This is a genomic window from Azospirillum sp. TSH58 (genome assembly GCF_003119115.1).
In the GTDB taxonomy this organism is placed as follows: Bacteria; Pseudomonadota; Alphaproteobacteria; order Azospirillales; family Azospirillaceae; genus Azospirillum.
The window spans coordinates 2,126,584-2,148,136 of the sequence record NZ_CP022364.1 but is presented as its reverse complement, the minus strand read 5'-3'; the positions used below and the strand labels follow the sequence as shown (position 1 = coordinate 2,148,136).

General features: G+C 69.4%; 20 protein-coding genes and 1 other RNA gene. 12 read left to right on the top strand and 9 right to left on the bottom strand.

Annotated elements, in window-relative coordinates; translation table 11 throughout:
- Nucleotide 1: 1 nt before the first annotated feature.
- Together TSH58p_RS13680 and TSH58p_RS13675 are read right to left on the bottom strand one after the other, a co-directional pair.
- Nucleotides 2-1,609 carry a CYTH and CHAD domain-containing protein gene (locus tag TSH58p_RS13680; RefSeq protein WP_109070499.1) on the bottom strand — a complete coding sequence of 536 codons (1,608 nt, stop codon included), beginning with the start codon at nt 1,607-1,609 and terminating at the stop codon, nt 2-4.
- A gap of 96 nt (nt 1,610-1,705) precedes the next feature.
- The gene (locus tag TSH58p_RS13675) at nt 1,706-2,794 is read right to left on the bottom strand and encodes a class I SAM-dependent methyltransferase (RefSeq protein ID WP_247895501.1); all 1,089 of its coding nucleotides are present in this window, start codon (nt 2,792-2,794) and stop codon (nt 1,706-1,708) included.
- A gap of 143 nt (nt 2,795-2,937) precedes the next feature.
- Between TSH58p_RS13675 and pgk the strand changes: the two genes are divergently transcribed.
- A complete protein-coding gene (gene pgk, locus TSH58p_RS13670) occupies nt 2,938-4,134 on the top strand; it encodes a phosphoglycerate kinase (RefSeq protein ID WP_109070501.1) in 1,197 nt (398 codons plus the stop codon).
- Nucleotides 4,135-4,210: 76 nt separating this feature from the next.
- On the opposite strand, the gene recR is transcribed toward pgk, so the two are convergent.
- From recR to TSH58p_RS13645, 5 genes are all read right to left on the bottom strand, one after another.
- A complete protein-coding gene (recR, locus tag TSH58p_RS13665) occupies nt 4,211-4,804 on the bottom strand; it encodes a recombination mediator RecR (protein WP_014239410.1) in 594 nt (197 codons plus the stop codon).
- A 74-nt stretch (nt 4,805-4,878) separates the two neighbouring features.
- A complete protein-coding gene (locus TSH58p_RS13660) occupies nt 4,879-5,202 on the bottom strand; it encodes a YbaB/EbfC family nucleoid-associated protein (RefSeq protein WP_014239409.1) in 324 nt (107 codons plus the stop codon).
- A gap of 3 nt (nt 5,203-5,205) precedes the next feature.
- A complete protein-coding gene (locus TSH58p_RS13655) occupies nt 5,206-7,041 on the bottom strand; it encodes a DNA polymerase III subunit gamma/tau (protein ID WP_247874076.1) in 1,836 nt (611 codons plus the stop codon).
- A 124-nt stretch (nt 7,042-7,165) separates the two neighbouring features.
- An RNA gene (gene ffs, locus TSH58p_RS13650) (signal recognition particle sRNA small type) lies at nt 7,166-7,263 on the bottom strand.
- Between the two features lie 135 nt (nt 7,264-7,398).
- A complete protein-coding gene (locus TSH58p_RS13645; protein ID WP_109070503.1) occupies nt 7,399-7,938 on the bottom strand; it encodes a cytochrome c family protein in 540 nt (179 codons plus the stop codon).
- A gap of 249 nt (nt 7,939-8,187) precedes the next feature.
- On the opposite strand from TSH58p_RS13645, the gene TSH58p_RS13640 reads away from it, so the two are divergent.
- The 4 genes from TSH58p_RS13640 (at nt 8,188) to TSH58p_RS13625 (ending at nt 10,523) form a co-directional block, all read left to right on the top strand.
- Complete coding sequence (locus TSH58p_RS13640) at nt 8,188-8,976, top strand: 3-deoxy-manno-octulosonate cytidylyltransferase (RefSeq protein WP_109070531.1); 789 nt, start codon at nt 8,188-8,190, stop codon at nt 8,974-8,976.
- Between the two features lie 48 nt (nt 8,977-9,024).
- Nucleotides 9,025-9,909: a prephenate dehydratase gene (locus TSH58p_RS13635; protein WP_109070504.1), complete on the top strand. Its 885-nt coding sequence runs from the start codon at nt 9,025-9,027 to the stop codon at nt 9,907-9,909.
- A gap of 63 nt (nt 9,910-9,972) precedes the next feature.
- Nucleotides 9,973-10,227 (top strand): type II toxin-antitoxin system CcdA family antitoxin, encoded by a 255-nt coding sequence (locus TSH58p_RS13630; RefSeq protein WP_247874077.1) that lies wholly within the window; start codon nt 9,973-9,975, stop codon nt 10,225-10,227.
- Entirely contained in the window at nt 10,227-10,523 is a 297-nt protein-coding gene (locus tag TSH58p_RS13625) for a CcdB family protein (protein ID WP_109070506.1), read from the top strand. Before TSH58p_RS13630 ends, TSH58p_RS13625 begins: the two co-directional genes overlap by 1 nt.
- 107 nt (nt 10,524-10,630) lie before the next feature.
- On the opposite strand, the gene nudC is transcribed toward TSH58p_RS13625, so the two are convergent.
- Entirely contained in the window at nt 10,631-11,560 is a 930-nt protein-coding gene (gene nudC, locus TSH58p_RS13620) for an NAD(+) diphosphatase (protein ID WP_109070507.1), read from the bottom strand.
- Between the two features lie 157 nt (nt 11,561-11,717).
- Between nudC and hisN the strand changes: the two genes are divergently transcribed.
- Together hisN and TSH58p_RS13610 are read left to right on the top strand one after the other, a co-directional pair.
- Nucleotides 11,718-12,500 (top strand): histidinol-phosphatase, encoded by a 783-nt coding sequence (hisN, locus tag TSH58p_RS13615; RefSeq protein ID WP_109070508.1) that lies wholly within the window; start codon nt 11,718-11,720, stop codon nt 12,498-12,500.
- A gap of 18 nt (nt 12,501-12,518) precedes the next feature.
- Nucleotides 12,519-13,052 (top strand): hypothetical protein, encoded by a 534-nt coding sequence (locus tag TSH58p_RS13610; RefSeq protein ID WP_109070509.1) that lies wholly within the window; start codon nt 12,519-12,521, stop codon nt 13,050-13,052.
- A 276-nt stretch (nt 13,053-13,328) separates the two neighbouring features.
- On the opposite strand, the gene aqpZ is transcribed toward TSH58p_RS13610, so the two are convergent.
- Entirely contained in the window at nt 13,329-14,069 is a 741-nt protein-coding gene (aqpZ, locus tag TSH58p_RS13605; RefSeq protein WP_109070510.1) for an aquaporin Z, read from the bottom strand.
- A 176-nt stretch (nt 14,070-14,245) separates the two neighbouring features.
- Between aqpZ and TSH58p_RS13600 the strand changes: the two genes are divergently transcribed.
- The 5 genes from TSH58p_RS13600 (at nt 14,246) to TSH58p_RS13580 (ending at nt 21,515) form a co-directional block, all read left to right on the top strand.
- Nucleotides 14,246-16,105 carry an extracellular solute-binding protein gene (locus TSH58p_RS13600; protein ID WP_109070511.1) on the top strand — a complete coding sequence of 620 codons (1,860 nt, stop codon included), beginning with the start codon at nt 14,246-14,248 and terminating at the stop codon, nt 16,103-16,105.
- 13 nt (nt 16,106-16,118) lie between these two features.
- Nucleotides 16,119-17,075: a hypothetical protein gene (locus TSH58p_RS13595; RefSeq protein WP_109070512.1), complete on the top strand. Its 957-nt coding sequence runs from the start codon at nt 16,119-16,121 to the stop codon at nt 17,073-17,075.
- Between the two features lie 42 nt (nt 17,076-17,117).
- Complete coding sequence (locus TSH58p_RS13590; protein WP_109070513.1) at nt 17,118-18,989, top strand: extracellular solute-binding protein; 1,872 nt, start codon at nt 17,118-17,120, stop codon at nt 18,987-18,989.
- Between the two features lie 143 nt (nt 18,990-19,132).
- Complete coding sequence (locus TSH58p_RS13585) at nt 19,133-20,242, top strand: microcin C ABC transporter permease YejB (RefSeq protein ID WP_109070514.1); 1,110 nt, start codon at nt 19,133-19,135, stop codon at nt 20,240-20,242.
- Nucleotides 20,243-20,426: 184 nt separating this feature from the next.
- On the top strand, nt 20,427-21,515 hold the full coding sequence (locus tag TSH58p_RS13580) for an ABC transporter permease (RefSeq protein WP_109070532.1): 1,089 nt from the start codon (nt 20,427-20,429) through the stop codon (nt 21,513-21,515).
- The last annotated feature ends 38 nt before the right edge of the window (nt 21,516-21,553 follow it).

The following is a 21,553-nucleotide window of genomic DNA, read 5'->3' as shown; positions in this document are numbered from 1 at the left end:
ATTACCCCTCCCGGTCGGGCTTTGACCAGAAGGCTTTCGCGTCGGCGAACTCCTCCCACAGGCCGCGCAGCGCCGTCTCGGACTCCGCCACGCCACGGGCGTGCCAGCCGATGACGATGCCGGCGGCGCGCGGCTCGCCCGGCTCGGGGCGGCTGCCGTCGTCGTGCAGCTCGTGCAGCAGGCGGGTCGCCGTCGCCACGTCGTTCAGGTGGCCCAGCGCGTCCTGGAAGGCCGACAGGTCCTGGATGTAGCGGCGGGCCGGTTTGTCGTCGTAGAGGCTGCGGAAGAATTCCGCCGCGTAGCGCAGCTTCTTCAGGGCGATGCGCAGCTCGTGCCGCTCGGTCACCGACAGCCCGGCGAAGCCGTGGCCGGCGCGGCGGGCCTTCTTGGCGCGGCGCGACAGCAGATGGTCGGCCAGATCCTCCACCGGGTCGAACAGGCGGGCGGAATGCTCGCTGACCGGCTGGTCGCGCCAGCCCCGCGACTCGACCCAGGCGCCGAACCGCAGCAGGAAGGCGGTGTAGCGGTCCGACCGGATGGCCTCGCGCACCCCTTCGTAGGCGCGGTCGCGCCGCGCGCGCGCCGCCGCGGCGAGCGCGTCGATGTCCTCCTGGAGCGGTTTGCCGTGGCCGTCGGCGCGGTGGAAGGAGTCCTTCACCGGCTCCAGCAGCTCGGCCAGGAAGACGTCCCAGTCGCGCGCCGGGCCGAGGCTGCCGCCCAGCCATTTCACCTCCCCCACCAGCCACGCGTAGGACTCGGCGGGGATGAAATCCTTGAACAGGGCGAGCGCCGAGCGCAGGCGGCGCAGCGCCACGCGCATCTGGTGGACGCCCTCCGCGTCCTCGCCGATCAGCGTGACGGCCTCGTTCGCCAGCATGTGGCCGATGCAGGAGCGCAGGATGCGGGCGAGCGCGCCCTCGACCGTGGTATCGCGGTGAAGCTCCAGCTTGCCCGCCTTGACCACCTTGTCCACCGTGCCGTCGGCCAGCGCGTAGCCGCGCTCCGCCTTGGTGCGCGGGTCAAGCCGCAGCGGGGCGGCCTGGGCCAGCTCCAGCGCCAGATCGTAGAGGGCGGCGGCGGAGCCTTCGAGAAGCTCCAGCTCCACCTCCGACACGGGGATGGAGGCGCCGTCGGGGCTGCGGATCTCGCCGCTGTCGAAGGCGACCTCGATGCGGCTGACGGCCTCGCCCTCGCCCACCGTCACCACGCGGACGGTGCGCTGGATGACCGTGGTGAAGAGCGGCTGCAGCTCCGCCGCGCTGATCGAGCCCAGCAGGTCCAGCGCCTCCGGCGATTCGATCGCGGACAGGTCGGGGGCCGGGCCGGCGACCGGGTGCTCCCACTCCGCCCGGCCAAGCTCGCCGTGCTCCGCCGCGCCCTTGACGGTCTGGAGATGCTGGTTGCCGACCTTGCGCACGCGCAACGTCACCAGACGCCCGGCCAGACGCCGGTCGGTGGTGTCGTAATAGGTGCTTTCCAGGGTCTTGGTGCCGGCTTTCCCCTTGGCACGGGATGCGACCGCCGGGCAGGACCGGAGCTTCGCCATGTCTTCGGCCCTGACGGCCAGCTTCAGCTCGGTTTCCCGGTTGGACTCCGCTTCGACCACCATTCGTGCCCCGTCGTTTCCGGTGGGTCCCCGTGTTGCACAGGCCCCAGCCACGGTCAAGTTACAGAACCATGACGCTTTTGTTGCAACCCTGTGTGATCAGGGGTCCGCCCTCTCCAAAACCACAAGCTTGGACATGTAGGCGAGCGACGTCTCGCGCAGGCGCAGCCCGGCGGCGGCGAACAGGGCGGGCAGGTCGTCGCGGGCGTAATGGGCGTAGAAGGGCTCGTGGAAGGACTGCGGGAAGCGGTCAATCAGCCCGTCCATCATCGGGTTGTCGCCGTACTGCACGCTGTCCATGAAGACCAGGATGCCGCCGGGCTTCAGCACGCGGGCCATCTCGGCGGCGGCCTGGGCGCGGATCTTCGGCGGCAGTTCGTGGAACAGGTAGATGCAGGTCACGATGTCCTGCGAGCGGTCTGCGAGCGGGATCGCCTCGGCCGCAGCCTGGACCAGCGCGCTGCTGCGCGCCCAGGGGGCGAGGTTGCGCCGCGCCTCCCGCAGATAGGCCGGGGAGAGGTCGAGCGCGGTCACCGGCAGGCGCGGGTGGTTGTCCTTCACGAAGGTCAGGAACCGCCCCGTCCCGGCGGCCACGTCGAGCAGGCGGCAGTCGGCGCTGCGGCGCGTCTTCAGGTGTTCGAAGATCGGCACCAGGACCTGACGGCGCATGGCGTCGGCCCCGCCGCCGAACAGCACCTCGACCTGATGGTCGTAGAGGCGGGCGCTCTCCTCCGTCAGGTAGCCGCCGGTCTGGTAATGGAAGTTCTGGCGGTAGTAGGCGGGCAGCCCCCCGCTGCCGGGCGGCGGGTTGGCGCGCACCTCCACCGCCGCATGGTCGCGGCGGCGGCGCGACACCTCCGGCACGTCGCGGAAGAAGGCCGCGGCGTCGGTCAGCAACCGGCGCGGGTCGGGCATCAGATCGTGCGGCAGGCGGTAGTAGCCCGCCTCGATGTTGGCGAGGTCGCGGGCCAGCAGGGCGCGCAGCTCCTCCAGAATCGCGCGGGTGCCGGGCACCGGACGCCCGCCGGGCGGGGTGGTCCGCGGCGGTCCGGTGATCCGCCGGCCGATCCGCGCGGCCATCATGTACTGGCCGAGGAACCAGGCGACGCGGGCGGACTGGCTGGCCGCGTAAGCCAGCCGGGGGGCCAGCCGGGCGGAGGAATGGGGGGCGATCCTGTTCATGGACATAGACATGGGATCGGCGGCCCCGCCCGCCCAGAGCCCCGTCTTTTCGCCGCATGGGGCAACCGGTCGCCCACGCGGGCCGTTGCAAAGCGGGCGCCCCTGTGCTGGATTGCCCGGCAAAAGTTCAACCCGTAGGGACAGCAGCCATGACCGAGTTCAACACCATCGACGACCTCGACGTGAACGGCAAGACGGTGCTGGTGCGTGCCGACCTCAACGTCCCGATGCAGGACGGCAAGGTCTCCGACACGACCCGCATCGACCGTCTGGCGCCGACTCTGACCGAGCTGGCGAAGAAGGGTGCGAAGGTCGTGGTTCTGTCGCACTTCGGCCGCCCGAAGAACGGTCCGGACGCCAAGAACTCGCTGCGCAACGTGCTGGAGGCGCTGAGCGCCGCCGTCGGCCAGACCGTCGCCTTCGGCGAGGATTGCGTCGGCGACAAGGCCAAGGCCGCCATCGACGGCGTGCAGCCGGGCGCCATCGTGCTGCTGGAGAACACCCGCTTCCACGCGGAAGAGGAAAAGAACGACCCGGCTTTCGCCAAGCAGATCGCCGCTCTCGGCGACCTCTACGTCAACGACGCCTTCTCCGCCGCGCACCGCGCCCACGCCTCGACCGAGGGCGTCGCCCAGTATCTGCCCGCCGCCGCGGGCCGCCTGATGCAGGCCGAGCTCGAGGCGCTGACCAAGGCGCTGGAGAAGCCGGAGCGTCCGGTGGCCGCCGTCGTCGGCGGCGCCAAGATCTCCACCAAGCTGGACCTGCTCGGCAACCTCGTGAAGAAGGTCGACATGCTGGCGCTGGGCGGCGGCATGGCGAACACCTTCCTCTACGCCCAGGGCGTCGATGTCGGGGCCTCGCTCTGCGAGAAGGACATGGCCGATCAGGCCCGCGCCATCATGGAGACCGCCAAGGCCGCCAACTGCGAGTTGCTGCTGCCCAAGGACTTCATCGTCGCCAAGGAGTTCAAGGCCGGTGCGGCCCACCGCGCCGTTCCGGCGGACGGCATCGGCGCCGACGAGATGGCGCTGGACGTCGGCCCCGAGACGGTCGAGTTCCTGGGCCTGAAGCTCCAGGGCGCCAAGACGGTGGTGTGGAACGGCCCGCTGGGCGCCTTCGAGATCCAGCCCTTCGACGCCGGCACCAACGCCGTCGCCGGCCTCGTCGCCGAGCGCACGTCGGAAGGCAGCCTGCTGTCGGTGGCCGGCGGCGGCGACACCGTGTCGGCGCTGGCCCATGCCGGCGTCGAGGAGAAGTTCACCTACATCTCCGCCGCCGGCGGCGCCTTCCTGGAGTGGCTGGAAGGCAAGGACCTGCCGGGCGTCGCCGCGCTGAAGAAGAAGTAAGCAAGTCCGATCCCCTCCCCTGCGTCAGCGGGGGAGGGTCAGGGAGGGGGCAAGACCTCCCCCCACAAACACCTTCCTACAAAGGCCGCCGCGCCTTCAGCGCCGCGGTCAGCGTCCCGTCGTCAAGATAGTCCAGTTCCCCGCCCACCGGCACGCCGTGGGCCAGACGGGACACGGAAACGCCGCTGCCGGACAGGCGGTCGGTCACCACATGGGCGGTGGTCTGGCCGTCCACCGTGGCGTTCAGCGCCAGGATGACCTCGGTCACCGCCGGGTCCTTCGCGCGCTCCACCAGGGACGGGATGTTCAGATCGTCCGGCCCCACCCCCTGCAAGGCCGACAGCGTGCCGCCCAGCACATGGTAGGTGCCGTGGAAGGCGCGCGTGCGCTCTAGCGCCCAGAGGTCGCCGGCATCCTCCACCACGCAGATGGTCGAGCGGTCGCGGCTGTGGTCGGAACAGACGGAGCAGGGGTCGCGGCTGTCGAGGTTGCCGCAGACCGAGCAGTTGCGGATGGCCTCCGCGGCGAGCGCCATGGATTCGGACAGCGGCACCAGCAGGCTGTCGCGGCGCTTCATCAGGTGCAGCGCCGCCCGCCGCGCCGACCGCGGCCCCAGCCCCGGCAGCTTGGACAGGAGCTGGATCAGGCGCTCGATTTCAGGTCCGATCATTCACGGCTTCGCTGGCACGGCATCGTTGTTTTCAAAGGGTGGCCGGACCGTGGGTTCGGCCCGGCCATAGAAACTTAGAACGGCAGCTTCATGCCCGGCGGCAGCTTCATCCCGCCCATCAGGTTCTGGGTCTCGTTGGCGACGTGCTGCTCGACCTTGGCCTTGGCGTCGTTGAAGGCGGCGATGATCAGGTCCTCCAGGACCTCGATGTCCTCCGGATCGACGATCGACTTGTCGAGCTTGATCTTCTTCATCTCGCCCTTGCCGTTCACCGTCACGTTGACCATGCCGGCGCCCGACTGGCCGGTCATCTCGACCTCGCCCAGGCGGGCCTGCATCTCCTGCATCTTGGCCTGCATCTGCTGGGCCTGCTTCATCATCTGGCCGAGGTTCTTCATGGGTCAGAAATCTCCTTCATCGTCGAGCGGGTAATAAACCCCGTCGTCCTGCTGCATGACCATAAGGTCGGGATTCTCCCCGTCATCCGCAACCTGGGGCTCGGCCTCGACCGCCGCCTTGAGATCGCGGACATCGGTGATCTTCGCGCCGGGAAAGGCGTCCAGAACGGCGCGCACCACCGGATGCGCCTCCGCCTCCTCCAGCGCGCGCTTCTGGGCGGCCTGCTCCTGCTGGATCAGCGTCGGCTCGCCCGGCGCGTCCGAGACGATGACGACCCAGCGCTGGCCGGTCCATTCCGTCAACAGCTGACCGACGCGATTCGGCAGGGTCGACGGGGCCAGGGTCGTCAGGCGCAGCTCCAGCCGCCCCGGCTCCAGGCGCACCAGATGGACGCTGCCGGTCAGATGGCCGTAGAGCGCGCCCTCGCGCTTCTCCGCGAAGACCTGGACCAGCGTGCGGAAGTCGCGCGGCATCGCCACGCGCTCCTCGTCCGCCACGGCGACGGCGACGGTCTGCACGGGCTGGGCGGCCGGCTGCGGGCTCGGCTGCTGGTTCGGCTGTGCCTGGGCGACGGCGCGCACGGCGGAGCCGCCGACCGCCACCGGCCCACCGCCGGGGCCGCGCGGGGCCGAGGCGCCACCCTGTCCACCACCATTTTGCAGATTCTGGAACTGGCGGATCAGGTCGCCCGGGGTCGGCATATCGGCGGCGTAGGACAGCCGCACGATGACCATCTCCAGCGCCTGCTGCGGCACCGGGGCCGCCTGAACCTCGCCCAGCCCCTTCAGCAGCAACTGCCACGCGCGGGTCAGCGCCGGCATGCCGAGCTTCGCCGACAGGGCGGCGCCGCGGGTGCGCTCCGCCTCCGGCAGGCCGGGGTCGTTGGCGCTGTCCGGCACGACCTTCAGCCGCGTCAGGTTGTGCACGAGGTCGAGAAGGTCCTGGAGGATCACCACCGGATCGGCGCCGACGCGGTGCAGGTCGGACAGCAGGTCCATCGCCTCCGCCGGCTTGGCCGAGACGGCGGCCTCAAACAGGTCGATCACCTTGCTGCGGTCGGCCAGACCCAGCATGTCGCGCACCTGCTGCGCGGTCACCGTGCCGGCGGCCAGAGCGATGGCCTGGTCGAGCAGCGACAATCCGTCGCGCACCGACCCGTCGGCGGCGCGGGCGATCAGGGCCGCGGCGTCCGGCTCGATCCCCGCCCCCTCCAGCCCGGTGACGCGGGTGAAATGCTCCTTCAGCACCTGGGCGTCGACGCGCCGCAGGTCGAAGCGCTGGCAGCGCGAGAGCACCGTCACCGGCACCTTGCGGATCTCGGTGGTGGCGAAGACGAACTTCACATGGGACGGCGGTTCCTCCAGCGTCTTCAAAAGCGCGTTGAACGCGCTCTTGGAGAGCATGTGGACCTCGTCGATGATGTAGAGCTTGTAGCGCGCCGAGACCGGGGCGTAGCGCACGCCGTCGATGATCTCGCGGATGTCGTCCACGCCGGTGTGGCTGGCGGCGTCCATCTCCATCACGTCGACGTGGCGGTCCTCGGCGATGGCGCGGCAATTGTCGCAGACGCCGCAGGGCGTCACCGTCGGCCCGCCGGTGCCGTCCGGCCCGGTGCAGTTCAGGGCGCGGGCGATGATGCGGGCGGTCGTCGTCTTGCCCACGCCGCGCACGCCGGTCAGCATGAAGGCCTGCGCGATGCGGCCCGAAGTGATGGCGTTGGTCAGGGTGCGGACGAGCGCGTCCTGCCCGATCAGCTCGGCAAAGCTTTTCGGACGGTATTTCCGCGCCAGCACCCGGTAGGCGAGGCCCCCGGACGTCCCGGAAACGGAAGAGGACATATCGGCAACGGTGGTATCGGTCACGCGGCTGGCCCGGTAATCGGCTTCACGACGGAGCGCAGAATAGCGTCACGGCACGGGGCTGTCGCCGTTTCAATTCGCTACAACGAATTGGATGGGAAGGGTGGGAGACTGGACGAACGACCCGAGCCGAAACTCGTTACGGCTGCTTCCTTCCGGACCTGACCGGGTTGGCGAGGGACTCGTCCGCCGCCAGCCTCCCGCGCCTTATATCGGCGATAGGGCCGTCATATGCAAGGCCAATCTGCCGGCCTTCCGTTTGACGCGGAACGAAAAAGCCCCGCGTCCGATGGACCGCGGGGCTTTCGCATCATTCCCGGATGGGACCGCTGCGCGTTACTGCGGCAGCGGCGCCGGGCTGTCGGACAGGGAGCGCAGATAGGCGATGATGTTCGCCCGGTCCTGGTCCTTCTTGACGCCGGCGAAGGTCATCTTGGTGCCCGGCGCGTAGGCCTTCGGGTCGTAGAGGAAGTGGTTCAGCTCATCGTAGTTCCAGGGGCCGGCCTTGCCCTTGATGGCGTCGGAATAGGCGAAGCCGTCCAGATGGCCGTGCGGGGCGCCGACGATGCCGTACAGGTTCGGGCCGACCTTGTTCGGGCCGCCCTTGTCGAAGCTGTGGCAGGCGGCGCAGGCCTTGGCCGCGGACTGGCCGGCGGCGGCGTCGGCCTTGGCGAGCAGCGGGGCGATCTCGGCGGGGCCGGACGGGGCCGCGCCACCGCTGGGAGCCGGAGCGGCGCCGTCCGGCATGGCCACCACATAGGCGGGCTTCTCAAGCGACTTCGAATGCACCAGAACTTCCGCGGCGAAGCCCGCCAGCATGGCGATCAGACCCGCCAGCAGCACGGCGCCGAAAATCTTGTTCCACTCCATGCTCATAACGTCTTTTTCCCCTTTTTGTCGTGCTGCGGGTCTGTCGCCAGGAATGGCTGGTTCTCCGCCGCACGATAGCGTGACCGCGGCGGCTTGTCACCGCTTCGGCCCCCTCCCTTGCCACAGGAATGTCGGCTCACCGACTGTTGGCCGTCTGAATATTGGAGTGACGCCGCTTGACGCAAAGGGCGATCCATGGTTCACCCGCGCCACCTTTCCGACGCGACAGGGGGCCGTTCCATGACGAACGCCGACATGAACGCAGACGCAGACAGCAAGACGACGCCGACCCCGCCACCCTCCAACCCGATCGTGGTGATCCCCGCCCGCATGGCCTCCACCCGCCTGCCGGGGAAGCCGCTGGCCGACATCGGCGGGGCGCCGATGATCGTGCAGGTGTGGCGCCGCGCCATGGAGGCGGAGATCGGCCCGGTGGTGGTCGCCTGCGCCGAGCCGGAGATCGCCGCGGCGGTGGAGGCGGCGGGCGGCACCGCCGTGCTGACCCGGCCCGACCATCCCTCGGGCTCCGACCGCATCTTCGAGGCGGTCGGCCTGCTCGACCCGGAGGGGAAATACGACGCGGTGGTGAACGTGCAGGGCGACCTGCCGACCATCGAGCCCGCCGTGGTCCGCGCCGCCTTCGCCCCGCTGTCCGACCCGCAGGTGGACATCGCCACGCTGGTGGTGGAGATCACGCGGGACGAGGAGCGCACCGACCCCAACGTGGTCAAGGCCGTCCTGGAGCTGCCGCCCGGCGCCCGGCGGGGCCGCGCCCTGTATTTCAGCCGCGCCACCGCGCCGTGGGGCGACGGGCCGCTGTTCCACCACATCGGGCTCTACGCCTACCGCCGCGCCGCGCTGGAGCGCTACGTCCGCCTGCCGCCCTCGGCGCTGGAGCAGCGGGAGCGGCTGGAGCAGCTCCGCGCGCTGGCCTTCGGGATGCGCATCGACGCCGCCGTCGTTGACGCGGTTCCGCTCGGCGTCGATACTCCGGCCGACCTGGAGCGTGCCCGCGCGATCCTCGCCAAGCGCGCCTCCCTTTAAAAGACGACGCCTTAAAAGACGACGCCCCCTTCAAAAGAAGACCGACCGATGACGACCTCGAACGTGATCGCCTTCCAGGGCCTGCCCGGCGCCTATTCGGACCTGTCCTGCCGGACGGTCTTTCCGGAGATGACGACGCTGCCCTGCGCCACGTTCGAGGACGCCTTCGCCGCGGTGCGCGAGGGGCGCGCGGCGCTCGCCATGATCCCGGTGGAGAACTCCATCGCCGGGCGCGTGGCCGACAACCATCATCTGCTGCCCGAGGGCGGCCTGCACATCATCGGCGAGCATTTCCAGCGGGTGAACCACCAGCTCCTCGCCCCCAAGGGCGCGACGCTGGCCGGGCTGAAGACGGTGCGCAGCCACATCCAGGCGCTGTCCCAGTGCCGCAACATGACGCGGGAGCTGGGGCTGACGGCGATCTCCCACGCCGACACCGCGGGCGCCGCCGCCGAGATCGCCAAGCTGGGCGACCCGCAGCACGCCGCCATCGCCTCCTCGCTGGCCGCGGACATCTACGGGCTGGACATCCTGAAGGGCGGCATCGAGGACGCGGAGCACAACACCACCCGCTTCCTGATCCTGTCCCGCGAGCCGAAGACCCCGCCGCTGCCCGCCGAGGGGACCGGCGGCAAGATCATCACCACCTTCGTCTTCCGCGTGCGCAGCGTGCCGGCCGCCCTCTACAAGGCGCTGGGCGGCTTCGCCACCAACGGCATCAACATGACGAAGCTGGAAAGCTACATGGTCGGCGGGCACTTCACCCAGACCCAGTTCTACGCCGACGTGGAGGGCCATCCGGAGGAGCGCTCCCTGCGCCTGGCGCTTGAGGAGCTGGCTTTCTTCGCCCGCGCGGGCGAGGTGAAGATCCTGGGCGTCTACCCCGCCAACCCCTTCCGCTACCAGGAAAGCCAGCGCCTCGGCGAGGATTGAGGGGGCTCTTGAACTTGGCGGCGGCCCTGGGCATGTTGATGGCGCATGGTCGTGGAGCAGCAGATGCCCGATACGCGCCTTCCCTTCGATGATTCGGCCCCGAAGCATGCCACCAGCGTCAGCCTGAACAGCGATCTGCTTGCGCAGGCGCAGGCGCTGGGCATCGACGTCGCGCAGGCCTGCGAGCGCGGTCTGGCGGACCAGATCGCCGAGGTCCGGGACCGGGCGTGGCGGGAGGAGAACCGTCCGGCCATCGAGTCGTCCAATGCCTATGTCGAGGCGCACGGCCTGCCTTTGGCGAAGAACCGGCCTTATTGATGGCCCGTTTCGATGTTCATCGCCGCCTCGACGGTCCCGGCTATCTGCTGGATCTGCAAGCCAACATCCTGCGCGATCTTAACACGCGCTTCGTCGTCCCGCTGCTGCCGCGCGGAGAAGCGCCGCTCGCCGCGAAGCGGCTGAATCCGGTCTTTTCCATCGAAGGGCAGCCGCATGTCATGGTGACCCAGTTCGCCGGCGCCGTCCGCATCGCGGATCTTGGTCCCTGCGTCGGCAGCCTGCTGTCGGAAGACACCGCCATCGTGGCGGCTTTGGACATGCTGACCGGGGCCTGAACCGCCACCCGCTCGGCCCCCACCCGTCCCACGGCTCCGCCGCGGGCCCCTTCCCTCCCCTGCGACAGCGGGGGAGGGTTAGGGTGGGGGCACGCGATGCGACGCCCTCACTCCCCCTCCGCGATCCACTCGTCGATCAGGCGGCGGGCGATGCTGTCGGGGCGGGCGAGGCGGAACTCCTCGCTGGGGGTGAAGGTCCGCAGGAAGTCGCGGTCGAACCAATGGGCCGTCTCCAGTTCCTCCAGGTCCGTCTGGATGTCCAAAGTCACCGCCCGCGCGCTGAAGCCCAGCATCAGCGAGGACGGAAACGGCCAGGGCTGGGACGAGTGGTAGCGGATGTCGGTGACCTCCAGCCCCACCTCCTCCAGCACCTCGCGCTTGACGCTGTCCTCCAGGCTCTCGCCCGGCTCGACGAAGCCGGCCAGCACCGAATGCATGCCCGGCGGGAAACGGGAGTTGCGGCCCAGCACCATGCGCCCGGCCCCATCATGGACCAGCATGATCACCGCCGGGTCGGTGCGCGGGAAATGGTGGGTGGCGCAGTCCAGGTTGGTGCAGACGCGCACATGCCCGCCCTCCGCGCCCACCGCGGCGGAGCCGCAGACGCCGCAGAAGCGGTGCCGGGCGTTCCACCAGGTGATGCCGCGGGCGTAGGCGCACAGCCCGGCCTCCGTCGCCTCCATCAGCGGACCGACGGCGCGCAGGTCCTCGAAGCGGCCGAGCCCGGCCAGGGCCGGATGCTCCTCCGGCGCCTCCAGACCGGTCAGGTCCACGGTGAAGTGCGGCACCCCGTCGAGCAGGCCGAGGAAGACCGGCTCCACCCCCCAGTCGCCGCCGCAAGCCACCGCGACCGCGTGGGCCGAGTCGGCGTCGCCGGTCACGAAGTTGCGTGATTTCGCCACGGGCAGCAGGCGCGCGTCCGGCGAGGCCCAGGCGTCTTTCAGCCAGTCCCTGTCCTTGCGGCGCACACCGGCGCGGTCGAGCGGGATGCCGGCATAGGCGTTCGGGCGGTCGGGTGGGGAGGAGCGGTCGTGCATGGCGAAGAGGCTGCCACAAGCCCGCGGAACGGGGAAGCGGCGTCCCGCGCAACCCTCCCCTCTTGATGATGGCTCCCTCATTGATGGTTTGCGCCGACGGAACGCCCGACTAGGATGCCGCCCTCGTCCCAACCACGCGCGATCCGGCGGAGCGACCATGACCGAACCCTGCCCCACCCCCCTGGTGACCCTGGCGGAGCGTCTGGCCGACGCCTCCGGCCCGGTCATCCGCCAGTATTTCCGCACGCCGGTGGCGGTGGACGACAAGGCCGACGCCTCCCCCGTCACCATCGCCGACCGCGAGGCGGAGCGGACCATCCGCGCCATCATCGAGGCCGAGCGCCCCGACGACGGCATCTATGGCGAGGAATTCGGGACCAAGAACCTGGACGCCGAGTGGGTGTGGGTGATCGACCCCATCGACGGCACCAAGTCCTTCATCACCGGCCGCCCGATCTTCGGCACGCTGATCGCCCTGCTGCACCGCGGGCGCCCGGTGCTGGGCGTCATCGACCAGCCCATCGTCCGGGACCGCTGGCTGGGCGTCGAGGGCCGCCCCACCCTGTTCAACGGCCAGCCGGCCCGCGTGCGCGCCTGCGCCGGGGGGCTGGCCGCGGCGACGCTGGGCACCACCTCGCCCGACCTGTTCCCCGGTGCGGACCAGGACGCCTTCCGCCGGGTGGCGGGAGCGGCCAAGGTGTCCGTCTATGGCGGCGACTGCTACAGCTACGGCCTGCTGGCGGCGGGCTATTACGACCTCGTCGTCGAATCGGGGCTGAAGCTCTACGACTTCGCGGCGCTGGTGCCGGTGGTGACCGGGGCCGGCGGGCTGATGACCGATTGGGACGGCCAGCCGCTCGACGCCAAGTCCAGCGGGCGGGTGGTCGCCGCGGGCGACGCCCGCACCCACCGCGAGACGCTGGCCGCCCTGGCCGGCTGAGACAGGAGGACCACGCCCATGGCCACCATCGCCACGCCCGCCCGCTCCGTCTTCGAGACCTCGCCGGAGAAGCTGCGCCCCTTCCTGCATTCGCTGGCCGGCCGGGTGTCGGGCGGGGCGAACTGGCTGGTCCGCAAGAAGACGGTCTGCGACCTGCTGCTGGGGCTGGACGCCTTCTTCGCCCTGCCGGCGGAGGAGCGCCGCGCCCTGATGGGCACCGGGGACGACGCCGACGCCCCCGCCCAGGACGGCACCGGGCCGGAGGACTTCCGCAACGTCCTGCCGCTCTATGTCGGGGCGATCCTGGAAGGGCTGAAGGAGGAGGCCGTGACGGGGCCGGAGCAGGCGGCGATCTACATGCTGTCCATCCATCCGGAGCACCAGATGGCCGCGGAGGAATGGATGCTCGCGGACCCGCGCAACGGCAAGGCGGTGCGCCGGATGATGCGGTCCGACCGCCGCTACCGCCAGCTCATGGAGCGCATGGCGGACCATTGGCGGAAGGGCCGCGCCGGTCAGGGCAGCAGCGAGACGGCCAGCAGCCCCAGGTAGATGCCGATGAACAGACCGAGGACGATCCCGTAATCCTCGTCGGTCATCGGGTTTGAGTCGGGGTCGAACTGCCGCATGATCTACTCCCTGTGCGTCAACGGATGCCCAGAATAACCGTTGACGGATCAGGAACTCCCGCGACAAGGCCGTGACTTCCGCCGGGTGGAGGTGAACATCCCCCAACAAAAAGCGGACCGCGCCGGGGGGCACGGTCCGCGAGAGTCGGGGAGGGACCCGAAGGGAAAGGGTCAGGCGGAACGGATCAGGCAGAACGGATCAGGCGGAGGGGCGAGCCTCGCCGGTGATGGCGGGCTTGCGCGGCATCTCCTCGGCCAGCGCGCGGTAGGCCAGCCCGCCGAGCAGCCCGCCGACCAGCGGCGCCACCCAGAAGGCCCAGAGCTGCTGCAGCGCCCAGCCGCCGACGACCAGAGCCGGCCCGGTGCTGCGCGCCGGGTTCACCGAGGTGTTGGTGACCGGGATGCTGATGAGGTGGATCAGCGTCAGCGCCAGCCCGATGGCCAGCGGCGCGAAGCCCGCGGGCGCCCGCCGGTCGGTGGAGCCCAGGATGACGATCAGGAACATGAAGGTCAGCACCACCTCGGCCAGCAGGCCGGAGGTGAGGTTGTACGCGCCCGGCGAATGCTCCCCGTACCCGTTGGCGGCCAGCCCCTTGGCGGCCAGCGACCAGTCGGCCTTGCCGCTGGCGATGACGTACAGCACCACCGCCGCCAGGAAGGCGCCGACCACCTGCGCGATGACGTAGGGGAGGATGTCCTTGGCCGGAAAGCGTCCGCCGGCCCAAAGCCCCACCGTGACCGCCGGGTTCAGGTGGCAGCCGGAGATGTGGCCGACCGAATAGGCCATGGTCAGAACCGTCAGGCCGAAGGCCAGGGAGACGCCGGTCAGCCCGATCCCGACCTCCGGGAAGGCGGCGGACAGCACGGCACTGCCGCAGCCGCCGAAGACCAGCCAGAAGGTGCCGAGAAACTCCGCGCTCGTGCGCCGGAACATCGACATGTCACCACCTCGTCGGGGCTTGCCACATTTCCGCCTTTTTTGCGCCCCCGGACGGGCCGGCGCCAGCGGACGGGCGTAAGATACCGTTGCGTACGCGGACTTGACGCGCCGCAAGGTGCGTACATGCTAGGGCTGACCCGCCCAATCACCTCAGGCCAACCATGTCAGGACCGACGATGCGCCGAGTTCTCGCTGCCGCCCGGACAACCGCCGTTCTGGCCGCCGTTTTGGCCGCCTTCCTGGCCCTCCCCGCGCTGATGGCACCGGTCCAGGCGCAGACGGTCACCGTCCCGGCCCTGAAGCAGTTCGGCGAGCCGGAGTTCAAGCCCGGCTTCACCCATTTTCCGCACGCCAACCCCGAAGCCCCCAAGGGCGGGCAGATCACCCTGGCCGCGCAGGGCAGCTTCGACAGCCTGAACCCGATCATCCTGCGCGGCGTCACCCCGCGCACGCTGGGGCTGATCGCCGATTCGCTGATGGTCGGCTCCGGCTGGGAGATGGACGCCGCCTACGGGTCGCTGGCGGAGTCGGTGGAGTTGCCCGACGACAAGAGCTGGGCCGTCTTCCACCTGCGCCGGGAGGCGCGCTGGCACGATGGCGTGCCGGTGACCGCCGGCGACGTGGTCTTCGCCTGGGACTCCATCCAGGCGCACGGCAACCCCTTCCTGAAATCCTTCCTCGACCGCGTCGGCGCGGTGGAGGCGCTGGACGAGCACCGGCTGAAGATCACCCTGAAGACCACCGGGGAGATGAAGCCGATCATCGACTTCGCCACCAGCATCGCCCCCCAGCCCGAGCATTGGTGGACCGCCAACGGCCGCGACATTTCCAAGACGACGCTGGAGCCGGTGCTGGGCAGCGGCCCCTACCGCATCAAGACCGTCGATCCCGGCCGCTCCATCACCTACGAGCGGGTGGCCGACTGGTGGGGCCGCGACCTGCCCACGGCGCGCGGCTTCTACAACTTCGACAGCGTGAAGGTCGATTACTACCGCGACGACGACGTGATGTTCGAGGCCTTCAAGGCCGGCGCCTACGACTTCCGCACCGAGAACCGGGCGCAGCGCTGGACCACCGGCTACGACTTCCCCGCCGCCAAGGACGGGCGGGTGAACCGCGTGGAGGTGAAGAGCGACCTGCCGCTGGGCGCCCAGGGCTTCCGCCTGAACACCCGCCGCGCCAAGTTCGCCGACCCGCGGGTGCGCGAGGCGCTGGGCTATCTGTTCGACTTCGAATGGATCCAGAGGAACATCCTGTACGGCCAGTATCTCCGCACGACCTCCAACTTCCCCAACTCCGACTTCGGCGCCAAGGGGCCGCCGACGGCGGAGGAGCTGGCCCTGCTGGAGCCCTTCCGCGCCCAGCTGCCGGAGCGCGTCTTCACCACCCCCTTCGAGCCGCCGAAGACCGACGGCAGCGGCAACAACCGCAACAACCTGCGCGAGGCCATGCGCCTGTTCCGCGAGGCCGGGTGGGAGCTGAAGAACGGCCGGATGACCAGCGCGAAGACCGGCGAGGTGCTGAGCATCGAGTTCCTCGACGGCACCGGCGCGCTGACCCGCGTGATCCAGCCCTATGTCGAGGCGCTGCGCAAGGCGGGAATCGACGCGGTGCTGCGGGTGGTCGACACCGCCCAGTTCCAGGCGCGCACCGACGAGTTCGATTTCGACGTGGTGGTGGCGAACTTCAACTTCTTCACCCCGCCGGGAACCGAGCTGCGCAGCTATTTCGGCTCCGCCGCCGCGGACGTCCGGGGGTCGGCCAACTACGCCGGCATCAAGGAGCCGGCGGCCGACGCGATGATCGAGAAGGCGCTGGCGGCGAAGGATCTGTCGTCGGTCCAGGCGGCGACCCGCGCGCTCGACCGCGTGCTGCTGTGGGGCTTCTACATGGTGCCGCACTGGTACAACCCGGACAACTGGATCGCCCACCGGACGACGCTCGGCTTCCCGGAGACGACGCCGAAATACGACCTGGGCTTCCGCAACAGCGGCTTCCCGGAGGCGTGGTGGGTGAAGCCGGGCAAGGAAGGCTGAGGGCCGCCGTCCCATGATCCCGGAGACACCCGCCCCCTTACCGGCGCCCGATCCGCGGGACCTGTTCGACCGGGAGATCCGGCCGCTGCTGGACCGGCTGGAGCGCCAGCGGACCGGAACCCGCGCCGCCATCGTGCTGCTGGTCTTCGCCGTGATCGGCGGGACGGTGCTCGCCCTGGTGAAGCTGCCCTTCCTCCTGAAGACCGTGAAGCACAGCGGGAAGCTCTATGGCTCCCTCACCTTCGCCGTCTTCTCCGTCCCCTTCGTTCTCTTCCGCCGCCGCCGCAAGCGCTTCTTCGTCGCGCTCGTGCTGGCGGCCTGCCGCCACGCCGACCTCGCCTACGCGCCCGGCGGCTGCCTCGGACGGCGCCGGCTGCGCCAGCTCTTCAGCGACCTGAAGCCGGGGAGCGCCAGGGCCGAGGACGGCATCACCGGCGTGCGCCGGGGCCTGTCCTTCTGGTTCAACGAGGTCGAGCTTCACAAATCCGCCGGGCTTCTGAAGGGACCCGAGCGGATTTTCCGCGGCTGGCTTCTCTGCATCGACCTGCCGCAGCCGGGGGGTGCGCCGCTGTCCTGCACGCTCACCCTCGGCGCCCGGGGCACCGAGCCGGTGCTGACCCCGCTGAACGGCGCGGCGGCGGAGGCCGAGCAGCGGTTCCCGCCGGAGGTGCGGTCCCTGGCCGCCCGGCTCGCCGCCCTGGCGGGCGCCCGCGAGGCCCGGCTGACCACCGACGGGCTGCGCTTCATTCTGGCGATCGACACCGGGCGCGATCTGTTCGAAGGGATCGCGGCCCTCGACGAGCGGCTGACCCCCGCCCTGTTCGCCCACTTCCTGGAGGAGTTGGACACGCTGACACGGGTCGTGGACGGGCTTTCCGCGGCGCTCCAGGCGCCAATCGCCGCGCCGTCCCCCCGGCCCGCCGCAAGCTTGGACGCCGCCATACCCGTCTCTGCCTTGAATGTGCCATAGACGCACCCCTACCTTACCGGAAACAAAAGGACCGAGAGGGGCATGAGGAAGACCGGTAAAGCGATCCTGGCCGCGGTCATGTGCCTGTATCTGGCGGAACCCTTCGCCACGGCCCGCGCGCAGACCAACCCGGAAACCGGGGGGCACGCCGTCACGGCCCATGGCACGCCCAAATACGGGCCGGACTTCCAGCATTTCGACTACGTCAACCCCGACGCCCCCAAGGGCGGCGAGATCAAGCTGGCAACCTACGGCAGTTTCGACAGCCTGAACCCCTTCATCCTGCGCGGGTCGACCGCCGCCGGGGCCACCCTGCCCTTCGACACGCTGACGGTGGAGAGCGGGGACGAGGTGCTGACCCGCTACGGGCTGCTCGCCGAGACCATCACCGTCGCCGAGGACCGGAGCTGGGTCCGTTTCACGCTGCGCCCGCAGGCGCGCTTCCACGACGGCGCCCCGGTGACCGCCGACGACGTGGTGTGGAGCTTCGAGACGCTGCGCGACAAGGGCCACCCGCTTTACCGCACCTACTACGCCGACGTGACGAAGGCGGAGAAGACCGGCGAACGCACGGTCACCTTCACCTTCCGCGACGGCGGCAACCCCGAGCTGCCGGTCATCATGGGCCAGTTGCCGGTGCTGCCCAAGCACGTCTTCGAAGGCGATGGCAACGGGGTGCGCGACTTCGCCAGCACGACGCTCGACCCCATCGTCGGCAGCGGCCCCTACCGGATCGTCGAGGTGCAGCCCGGCCGCTCCCTCGTCTTCGAGCGGGTGACGGACTGGTGGGCCAAGGACCTGCCGGTCAACCGCGGGCGCTACAACTTCGACCGCATCCGCTTCGATTATTACCGCGACCTCGACGTGGTGTTCGAAGCCTTCAAGGCCGGGGCCATCGATTTCCGGGTGGAGCATTCGTCGAAGAACTGGGTCACCGGCTACGACGTGCCCGCCGTCCGCGACGGCCACATCGTCCGCGAGGAGATCAAGCACCAGGACCCGCAGGGCATGCAGGCCTTCGTCTTCAACAGCCGCCGCCCGGTCTTCGCCGACCGCAAGGTGCGCGAGGCGCTGAATCACCTGTTCGACTACGAATGGACGCGGGCGAACCTGTCCTACGGGCTGTTCCAGCGCACCAAGAGCTTCTTCTCCAACTCCGAGCTGGCCTCCGCCGGCCTGCCCTCGCCGGAGGAGCTGGCGCTGCTGGAGCCCTTCCGCGGCAAGGTGCCGGAGGAGGTCTTCACCAAGCCCTTCGCGCCGCCGCAGACCGACGGGTCCGGCAACATCCGCCCGAACCTGCGCACGGCGCTGGCCCTGCTCAAGGAGGCCGGGTGGGAGCTGAAGGGCAACAAGCTGCTGAACGCGAAGACCGGCGAGCCGATGCGCTTCGAGATCCTGCTGGTGCAGCCGGACATGGACCGCATCGTCCAGCCCTTCGTCCGCAACCTGGAGCGCGCCGGGATCGAGGCGGCCATCCGCGTGGTGGACACCGCCCAGTACCAGAACCGGATCGACCGCTACGACTTCGACATGGTCATCCAGCGCATCCTGCAATCGACCTCGCCCGGCAACGAGCAGCGCGACTACTGGCAGTCCGCCCGCGCCGACCAGCCGGGCAGCCGCAATCTGGCCGGCATCAAGGACCCGGTGGTGGACGCGCTGATCGACAAGGTCATCCAGGCCCCCGACCGCGAGAGCCTGATCACGGCGACCCGCGCGCTGGACCGCGTGCTGCTGTGGGGCTGGTACGTCATCCCGCAATGGCACGACGACGTGCGGCGCGTCGCCTATTGGAACCGTTTCTCCCATCCGGCGGTTGCGCCCAAGTATGGCTTGGCCTTCACCGACACCTGGTGGGTCGATCCCGACAAGAACGCGAAGCTCGCCAACACGGCCCGCCGCGCGGCGCCCTGAGACGGTTGGGAAATGACCGCTTCCATCATTTTCCAACCGTAGAACCCGGCAGATCAATGCGTTAGCATTGATCGAGAGGGGCACCCCGGCGGCACGAACGTGCCGCTGGGGTGAGACGGCAAACAGAAAGGCGAACCCGCGCGATGCTGGCCTACATCATCCGCCGTCTGCTGCTGATCATCCCGACCCTGTTCGGGATCATGGTCATCAATTTCCTGATCGTGCAGATCGCCCCCGGCGGTCCCATCGAGCAGATGATCGCCCGCGTCCAGGGCACCGCGGTGGAGGCGACCGCCCGCATCGGCGGCACCGGCGGCGGCGAGACCGGCGGTCCTGCGGCGCAGCAGGCCCAGGGCGGCGACACCGGCAGCCGCTACCGCGGCGCCCAGGGGCTCGACCCGGAATTCATCAAGCAGCTTGAGAAGGAATTCGGCTTCGACAAGCCGCTGCACGAGCGCTTCATCCACATGATGTCGAACTACCTGATGTTCGACTTCGGCAAGAGCTACTTCCGCGACCGCAGCGTCGTCGATCTGGTGATCGAGAAGATGCCGGTGTCGATCTCGCTGGGCATCTGGACGACGCTGATCGTCTATCTGGTGTCGATCCCGCTGGGCATCGCCAAGGCGGTGCGCGACGGCCAGCCCTTCGACGTCTGGACCTCCGGCGTGGTCATCGTCGGCTACGCCATCCCCAGCTTCCTGTTCGCCGTGCTGCTGATCGTCGTCTTCGCCGGCGGGCGCTATTTCGACCTGTTCCCGCTGAGGGGGCTGGTGTCGGACAACTGGGCGAGCCTGCCCTGGTGGCGGCAGATTCTGGACTACATGTGGCACATGGTGCTGCCGGTGCTGTCCATGGTGATCGGCGGCTTCGCCGGCCTGACCATGCTGACCAAGAACTCCTTCCTGGAGGAGATCAACAAGCAGTATGTCGTCACCGCCCGCGCCAAGGGGCTGGCGGAGCGGCGGGTGCTCTACGGCCACATCTTCCGCAACGCCATGCTGATCGTCATCGCCGGCTTCCCCGGCGCCTTCATCGGCATCCTGTTCACCGGCGCCCTGCTGATCGAGGTGATCTTCTCGCTGGACGGGCTGGGGCTGCTGGGCTTCGAGGCGGCGATCAACCGCGACTATCCGGTGATGTTCGGCACGCTCTATTTCTTCACGCTGCTGGGGCTCATCATGAACCTCGTCGGCGACGTGACCTATGTGGCCGTCGATCCCCGCATCGACTTCGAAGCGCGGAGGGTGTGATGGCGAGCTTTGCGATCTTGACGCATGCTCCCTCTCCCCCCCGGGGAGAGGGTTGGGGTGAGGGGGTTGCCCTGTTGCCGCACGCACCGCCACGCTCAACCCCCTCACCCTCCCCTCTCCCCGGAGGGGAGAGGGCAAATGCCCGTCGGGAGGGCCATGCATGACCGGCGACCGCTTCCTCGGCATGCGCGTGACGCCGCTCACCCGGCGGCGGCTGGCGAATTTCCGGGCGAACCGGCGGGGCTTCTGGTCCTTCTGGATCTTCCTGGTGCTGTTCACCCTGTCGCTGGGCGCGGAGTTCATCGCGAACGACCGCCCGCTGCTCATCAAGTACGACAACGCGCTCTACTGGCCCGTCTTCACCGCCTACCCGGAGACCACCTTCGGCGGCGAGTTCGAGACGGAGACCGACTACCGCGACCCCTATGTGCGCCAGCTGATCGAGGAGAAGGGCTGGATCGTCTGGCCGCCGATCCCCTACGGCTACCGCACCATCAACTACAACCTGCCGGTTCCCGCCCCGGCCCCGCCGTCCGCCGACAACTGGCTGGGCACCGACGACCAGGGGCGCGACGTGACGGCGCGGCTGATCTACGGCTTTCGCATCTCGGTGCTGTTCGGGCTGGTGCTGACCGCCTTCTCCTCGGTCGTCGGCATCATGGCGGGGGCGGTGCAGGGCTATTTCGGCGGCATCACCGACCTGCTGTTCCAGCGCTTCATCGAAATCTGGCAGGGCCTGCCCACGCTGTTCCTGCTCATCATCCTGTCCAGCGTGGTGACGCCGAACTTCTGGTGGCTGCTCGGGCTGCTGCTGCTGTTCTCCTGGACCTCGCTGGTCCATGTGGTGCGGGCGGAGTTCCTGCGGGCGCGCAACTTCGACTATGTGCGCGCCGCCCGCGCGCTGGGCGCCACCGACGCGACGATCATGGTGCGCCACGTGCTGCCCAACGCGATGGTGGCGACGCTGACCTTCCTGCCCTTCATCCTCAACGGCTCGATCACCACCCTGACGGCGCTGGACTTCCTGGGCTTCGGCCTGCCCCCCGGCTCCCCCTCGCTGGGCGAGCTGCTGGCCCAGGGCAAGGCGAACCTCCAGGCGCCCTGGCTGGGCCTGACCGCCTTCTTCGTGCTGGCGATCATGCTGAGCCTGCTGATCTTCATCGGCGAGGCGGTGCGCGACGCCTTCGACCCGCGCAAGACCATCGGCCAGCTCTCCACCGCCACCGGACCCGTCGACGAGGCGGCCGCGGTGGCGCGGAAGGCCGCGGAATGATGCCCCCAACGACCACCAGCCCAAGAAGGCGGAACCGC

What these genes read in the sequence shown, in the direction of transcription:
- TSH58p_RS13680 (WP_109070499.1), bottom strand. Translation starts at nt 1,609, where the DNA reads ATGGTGGTCGAAGCGGAGTCCAACCGGGAAACCGAGCTGAAGCTGGCC.
- TSH58p_RS13675 (WP_247895501.1), bottom strand. Translation starts at nt 2,794, where the DNA reads ATGTCCATGAACAGGATCGCCCCCCATTCCTCCGCCCGGCTGGCCCCC.
- pgk (WP_109070501.1), top strand. Translation starts at nt 2,938, where the DNA reads ATGACCGAGTTCAACACCATCGACGACCTCGACGTGAACGGCAAGACG.
- recR (WP_014239410.1), bottom strand. Translation starts at nt 4,804, where the DNA reads ATGATCGGACCTGAAATCGAGCGCCTGATCCAGCTCCTGTCCAAGCTG.
- TSH58p_RS13660 (WP_014239409.1), bottom strand. Translation starts at nt 5,202, where the DNA reads ATGAAGAACCTCGGCCAGATGATGAAGCAGGCCCAGCAGATGCAGGCC.
- TSH58p_RS13655 (WP_247874076.1), bottom strand. Translation starts at nt 7,041, where the DNA reads ATGTCCTCTTCCGTTTCCGGGACGTCCGGGGGCCTCGCCTACCGGGTG.
- TSH58p_RS13645 (WP_109070503.1), bottom strand. Translation starts at nt 7,938, where the DNA reads ATGAGCATGGAGTGGAACAAGATTTTCGGCGCCGTGCTGCTGGCGGGT.
- TSH58p_RS13640 (WP_109070531.1), top strand. Translation starts at nt 8,188, where the DNA reads ATGAACGCAGACGCAGACAGCAAGACGACGCCGACCCCGCCACCCTCC.
- TSH58p_RS13635 (WP_109070504.1), top strand. Translation starts at nt 9,025, where the DNA reads ATGACGACCTCGAACGTGATCGCCTTCCAGGGCCTGCCCGGCGCCTAT.
- TSH58p_RS13630 (WP_247874077.1), top strand. Translation starts at nt 9,973, where the DNA reads ATGCCCGATACGCGCCTTCCCTTCGATGATTCGGCCCCGAAGCATGCC.
- TSH58p_RS13625 (WP_109070506.1), top strand. Translation starts at nt 10,227, where the DNA reads ATGGCCCGTTTCGATGTTCATCGCCGCCTCGACGGTCCCGGCTATCTG.
- nudC (WP_109070507.1), bottom strand. Translation starts at nt 11,560, where the DNA reads ATGCACGACCGCTCCTCCCCACCCGACCGCCCGAACGCCTATGCCGGC.
- hisN (WP_109070508.1), top strand. Translation starts at nt 11,718, where the DNA reads ATGACCGAACCCTGCCCCACCCCCCTGGTGACCCTGGCGGAGCGTCTG.
- TSH58p_RS13610 (WP_109070509.1), top strand. Translation starts at nt 12,519, where the DNA reads ATGGCCACCATCGCCACGCCCGCCCGCTCCGTCTTCGAGACCTCGCCG.
- aqpZ (WP_109070510.1), bottom strand. Translation starts at nt 14,069, where the DNA reads ATGTCGATGTTCCGGCGCACGAGCGCGGAGTTTCTCGGCACCTTCTGG.
- TSH58p_RS13600 (WP_109070511.1), top strand. Translation starts at nt 14,246, where the DNA reads ATGCGCCGAGTTCTCGCTGCCGCCCGGACAACCGCCGTTCTGGCCGCC.
- TSH58p_RS13595 (WP_109070512.1), top strand. Translation starts at nt 16,119, where the DNA reads ATGATCCCGGAGACACCCGCCCCCTTACCGGCGCCCGATCCGCGGGAC.
- TSH58p_RS13590 (WP_109070513.1), top strand. Translation starts at nt 17,118, where the DNA reads ATGAGGAAGACCGGTAAAGCGATCCTGGCCGCGGTCATGTGCCTGTAT.
- TSH58p_RS13585 (WP_109070514.1), top strand. Translation starts at nt 19,133, where the DNA reads ATGCTGGCCTACATCATCCGCCGTCTGCTGCTGATCATCCCGACCCTG.
- TSH58p_RS13580 (WP_109070532.1), top strand. Translation starts at nt 20,427, where the DNA reads ATGCGCGTGACGCCGCTCACCCGGCGGCGGCTGGCGAATTTCCGGGCG.